Source organism: Psychromonas sp. (assembly GCF_041586535.1).
Lineage (GTDB): Bacteria > Pseudomonadota > Gammaproteobacteria > Enterobacterales > Psychromonadaceae > Psychromonas.
The window spans coordinates 1-4,683 of the sequence record NZ_JBFGZY010000203.1 but is presented as its reverse complement, the minus strand read 5'-3'; the positions used below and the strand labels follow the sequence as shown (position 1 = coordinate 4,683).

Annotated in this window: 5 protein-coding genes and 1 pseudogene; 3 read left to right on the top strand and 3 right to left on the bottom strand. The window is 44.7% G+C overall.

Going from position 1 to position 4,683, the window contains the following annotated elements; all coding sequences use genetic code 11:
- Window positions 1-345 precede the first annotated feature (345 nt).
- Window positions 346-1,104, bottom strand: coding sequence for an SDR family NAD(P)-dependent oxidoreductase (locus ABZA00_RS16385; protein ID WP_372883223.1), 759 nt, complete (start codon window positions 1,102-1,104; stop codon window positions 346-348).
- The gene (locus ABZA00_RS16380; protein ID WP_372883222.1) at window positions 1,101-1,508 is read right to left on the bottom strand and encodes a thiol-disulfide oxidoreductase DCC family protein; all 408 of its coding nucleotides are present in this window, start codon (window positions 1,506-1,508) and stop codon (window positions 1,101-1,103) included. Before ABZA00_RS16380 ends, ABZA00_RS16385 begins: the two co-directional genes overlap by 4 nt.
- Before the next feature lie 323 nt (window positions 1,509-1,831).
- On the opposite strand from ABZA00_RS16380, the gene ABZA00_RS16375 reads away from it, so the two are divergent.
- The 3 genes and pseudogenes from ABZA00_RS16375 to ABZA00_RS16365 all read left to right on the top strand — a co-directional run bounded on the left by ABZA00_RS16375 (window position 1,832) and on the right by ABZA00_RS16365 (window position 3,553).
- On the top strand, window positions 1,832-2,026 hold the full coding sequence (locus ABZA00_RS16375; protein ID WP_372883224.1) for a DUF2437 domain-containing protein: 195 nt from the start codon (window positions 1,832-1,834) through the stop codon (window positions 2,024-2,026).
- 65 nt (window positions 2,027-2,091) lie between these two features.
- Window positions 2,092-2,361 (top strand): annotated as a pseudogene (locus ABZA00_RS16370) (fumarylacetoacetate hydrolase family protein); the annotation flags it as partial.
- A 76-nt stretch (window positions 2,362-2,437) separates the two neighbouring features.
- Window positions 2,438-3,553, top strand: coding sequence for an MBL fold metallo-hydrolase (locus ABZA00_RS16365; RefSeq protein WP_372883221.1), 1,116 nt, complete (start codon window positions 2,438-2,440; stop codon window positions 3,551-3,553).
- 77 nt (window positions 3,554-3,630) lie between these two features.
- Here ABZA00_RS16365 and ABZA00_RS16360 read toward each other — a convergent pair whose 3' ends face one another.
- On the bottom strand, window positions 3,631-4,143 hold the full coding sequence (locus ABZA00_RS16360; protein ID WP_372883220.1) for a porin family protein: 513 nt from the start codon (window positions 4,141-4,143) through the stop codon (window positions 3,631-3,633).
- Window positions 4,144-4,683 lie beyond the last annotated feature (540 nt).

Below are 4,683 nucleotides of genomic sequence, written 5' to 3'. Positions count from 1 at the left end.
CGCAGGAGGGGCTACGATAGAAACTTTGAAAAATTATGTGGATAGTCAATCCACACCTGCATGATTTAAAGTGCGACTACACTTTCGCCTTATATCCCCGCCCTAAAAAGAAGGGCGAGGGTTTACGGCTATTTTGCTAAGTCCGCTATCCGTGGTTTACCGAGCTGATTATTATTTGATCAAGGCAATGTTGCAGGGGCTAAGGCTAGCGCCCCTTCATTAATACAAGCAGGCGAATTTGTTGCTCAGGTTTAATATCCTGCAGGTCAGAGCAATCCAACTGCTTCTACAAGGTTTTGCTTTCAATAACAGAAGCCAGCTATGGATCAAACAGAATTAATTACCTTACCAGGGGATGCGCTTGCCCTGCCAGTCTATATAAACCGGCTCGCCATCCGCAGTTAAGTCAGGATTATTATTGGTTAACTCAAAAAGTTGCTCTGCCGCAAAGGCCGGTGAGAATAACTTACCTGCCGGCACATTTTTTTGAAAAGGCCTGGAAAGCGGCGTGTCAGTTGTTCCCGGGTGAAACAAAATGAGTTGGCTATTTTTAGCCCGCCTGGCGAGCTCAATGGCAGCGCTTTTAAAGAGCATATTAAGTGCTGCTTTGGAGGCACGATAGCTATACCAACCACCGGAACGATTATCCTGAATGCTCCCCACGCGCGCACTTAACGCGGTAATAGTGCAATGAGTTTTATGCGAGAGTAAAGACATAAGGCTCTGCAGGCAGAGCATAGGGACAAGTGCATTGCTGTGCATAAGCCGGTTAAAATAATCACGGTTAATCTCTTCAAGTTTTTTTTCAGGCATAGTATCAGGGTGGTGCAGTTGACCGTTAAATATAATCACCTGGTGAAGTTCAATGTGCTGCCCGGCAATATCAGCCACAATGTTTTTCAGACTTTCAGGAGAATAATCAGTTTGATAATGCTCTGTTACCATCGTGCTGCCGCTTGAGGGCCTCTTACTGTCACCGCTTGAAGACGCTAACATAGCACTGCTGATACAGATAACCTGATACACATCTGACTGTTTTTCCAGATGTGCAATATAGGCTTGTGCAATGGTGCTGCCCGCACCAAACAAAATAACCGTTTTCATAACTTACTCTCCGGTCGTTTGGAATTAGTAGTACAAGCACCATTAGCACATGCATTTTGAGGCATTAAAAAAGAGCTGATCGGATTTCTGTATTTTGCAAAAAGCAGATAAACCCGATCCGCGACGGGGCGAATGACCGGCCAGCGCAATGCCCTTAAGCATGGGTATTTACCGACGCTTTGCCAGGCCAGGCAGGTGACATCAAGACCAAACAGCATTTCGCCATTTTCATTCTGGCCATGTAAAACAGCCATTGCGTGATCACGGTTAATGTGGGGGAAACGCTGATTAAAATCATCGCTATTAAGATCTTCTAACTGAATCTTATCAGCCCTGTCCGCGCGCTTAAGATGCTGCATCTCTTTACTGCACAATGGGCAGTTACCATCGTAAAATATAATCATTTTTTCTCACTTTTTTAACTCTTTGTTGTTATTACGAAAGCAGATGAAAAATGGATCGCTTAAATTCTTCCGCTAGAGCGCCATATAGTTAACGGGTGATCGATTTTGAAGTCAGGAAAAGTGGGTAATATCGGCGTTTTTCAATCATCAAGGTCTGCAGCGGCCTGTTCACAAATGTGATCTGCCCAGCTCTCTGCAGCGTATGAATTAACCTATACTCTTTTTAATAAGCAGGTTAAGCAAGGCGTCGTTACGAAGGTCATCCTCTGCATTTTATTACAACAGGAGAACCGTGCCTGTGAAGTGGTTGAGTCTGTTTTTTTATAATCTTTACTACGGCCAGTATCGCTGAGGTCGAGCATCTTGCACGTTATCAATACCGTGGTGAAATTACTTACGGGCGGATTGTGAGTGATCAAATTCAGCCACTTAGCAGAGAGTTACTCGGCGTACTCACCCCGACGGATAAACCGCTGCCCATAGATAAAGTGGATTTGCTGATCCCGACTGAGCCATAAAAGGGGGTTGCTGCAGGTATGAACTTTGCTAGTCACACCTCCTCAGCCACCAGAGCACCGCCACCTCTTTTTTAAAACTGCCCAGCTCATTGATCGCTTTAGGAAAAGAGATCCAATTAACGGCCGATGCGAACAATGTCTATTTTGAAGGGGAATTGGTGCTGATAATTGCTAAACAAGCGAAGAACATTTCTGAAAGTGAAGCGCAGGGAGTCATTTTTGCCGTAGATCTCACGGAGCGAACATTGCGAGGCAGGGATTTACAATGGAGGCGTGCCAAAGCAAGCAATGGATTCGGGTCTATCGGCCCTATGATGACGATGTGGTGGGCGTAACCATTGAACAGCTTTGCTCGGTTAGCAATACCACTCGCAGCACAAAAAATTAAGCAAACACTTGGGAGCTCTTAAAATGATGGCAGGAGTAAAGGCAACAATTAAACTGGCCTGGTATTACAAAATCATAGCATTAGCAGCCCTATTGGTACTAGCTGCAGTTCTCATTCTGCCTGCCTGCTCTACCAGTTATACCCTTAAAGGAGATTCCCGTCCCCTGCATCATACGGATCAAGGCTTTCGAAATCTCTATGTCGAGAAAAAAGAGAGTAGTTTTTTTGACTTTCAAAAGATGCGCTTTTTTGGTGAAGAAAAATGGGCAGATTATGAGGGACAAGGAAATTTAGTTGAAAGCGTAAAGGTCGATATTCAACAGCTGCGTAATCCAGCAGACTCACCTCAGTTCACCTGGATAGGTCACGCCACGGTACTGGTGCAATATCAGGGCGTCAATATTCTCACCGACCCTATCTTCGGGCAACGTGCATCCCCTTTCTCTTTTGTCGGCCCTAAGCGCGCTACCCAGCCGGCCATCACCATTGCGCAACTGCCGGAGATCGATTTTGTGCTGATATCTCATAACCACTATGATCATCTGGATCAATACAGTGTGGAGCGAATAGGCAATACAGCCACCTGGTTAGTGCCCCTCGGATACAAAAACTGGTTTAAAGATCTTGGTGTCAGCAAAGTCATTGAATTTGACTGGTGGGATGAGAGAAAGATAGGTGTAACACACATTACAGCGACCCCCTCACAGCACTGGACGGCGCGGGGAATGAATGACAGATATCAGCAGTTATGGGCGGCGTGGTCGGTACAGATCGGCGACCTAAAATTCTGGTTCGCCGGTGATACCGGTTATAACGACAAACAGTTTGTCGAAATTGGCAAACGATTAGGACCATTTGATCTGGCCATGATACCGATTGGCGGTTACGCACCACGTTGGTTTATGCAGGATATGCACGTCAACCCGGAAGAGGCACTACAGATACACCATGACATTAAGGCAACACTTTCCCTCGGTATACATTGGGGCACCTTCCCGCTGACAGCAGAGCCTATCGATGAGCCGCTTAAAAAACTGCTCGAAGCAACCGCTTCACTGAAAGAAACGGCATTTATCACAACGCCCTTGGGGAAAACTACGACGCTTGAATTGGACAACACAATAGCACAGAAAAAATAATCTCAGGAAGGGGGAAAATGAGGCGCATTTTATTGCATACGCCCCTCTTACAATAGATAAAACCTAAATTTAAAACGCTAAAAATAAAGTCGCGCAGCAATTGAAATATTGGATACATCTACCTCATCCAATTCAAATTTCTGATACTCAATAAGCAGGCCAAATTGCTCTGTTAAATTTACAGCAGCGCCAAAACCCAAACTGATATCGCTACCTTCATCAATGCCTATTTCGCCGTAACCTGCTTCATTGAGTGAAGCATCCCAGACAAATAACCCGACCTTGGCAAACAGATCGATCTGCTCATTAACCGGAATAATACCCACGGCTGAAAAATTAATCCCGTCTACTTCAATTGTCCAAACTGGTGGTTGATTATCTTCAGAATCACCTAAATTAATATAAGAAGCCTCGAGAGCAAAATTTTCGATGAATTTATATCCCCCAATGACCGCGATCGAAGTGCCGTCATCAAACCCGGAAATATCAATATCACTTTGACCAACAGACGCACCAATATACTCTTGCGCGTGAGAAATAGTTGCAGATAAAAGCACAAATGAGGCTGCTGAATATTTAACATTTTTCATAATCCCTTCCTTAATTGCCCTTATAAAAGGAAATTGTTATACAAGGGGCAGTTTTTTATAACGTAGATACTCATGTTACTTACAAAGCATTAGAGCCTGTTGAACTTTCGTGGTTAATTTTTGTTCGAGATAAAAGCGTTTTAATCGCGACGCGAGGTGTGCAGCTCATTCTAAGTAAATTCCTCGCAACAAAGAGTAAAGCGCTTTTAGCCGAACCCTTCGGGCAGCGTTTGTAGCTCCTTTCTACTGCGTTATCGGCTGATTGTGTAGAATAACTACACCACACAGCCTCTGCCTTGTATAAAGAACCTACAGACAGCTGCAAAAACAATCTCCAAAGGTCAACAGGTTCTAGAGCACCATATAGTTTAAACAACGAACGCCAGAGCTGACTAAAAATCGCTCAGGCAAGGCGTGTTAGCGAAGGAATAGAGATCTCTTTCGAGCTGACACAACGCAGAATGAGCGATTTTTAGGCGCTCCCGAAGGTCGAGGCCCAAATGGTGCTGTTTTTTTAAACTATATGGCGCTCTAGTCTAT

Excerpts from the sequence above, each read along its gene's own strand:
- ABZA00_RS16385 (WP_372883223.1), bottom strand. The coding sequence starts at position 1,104 with ATGAAAACGGTTATTTTGTTTGGTGCGGGCAGCACCATTGCACAAGCC.
- ABZA00_RS16380 (WP_372883222.1), bottom strand. The coding sequence starts at position 1,508 with ATGATTATATTTTACGATGGTAACTGCCCATTGTGCAGTAAAGAGATG.
- ABZA00_RS16365 (WP_372883221.1), top strand. The coding sequence starts at position 2,438 with ATGATGGCAGGAGTAAAGGCAACAATTAAACTGGCCTGGTATTACAAA.
- ABZA00_RS16360 (WP_372883220.1), bottom strand. The coding sequence starts at position 4,143 with ATGAAAAATGTTAAATATTCAGCAGCCTCATTTGTGCTTTTATCTGCA.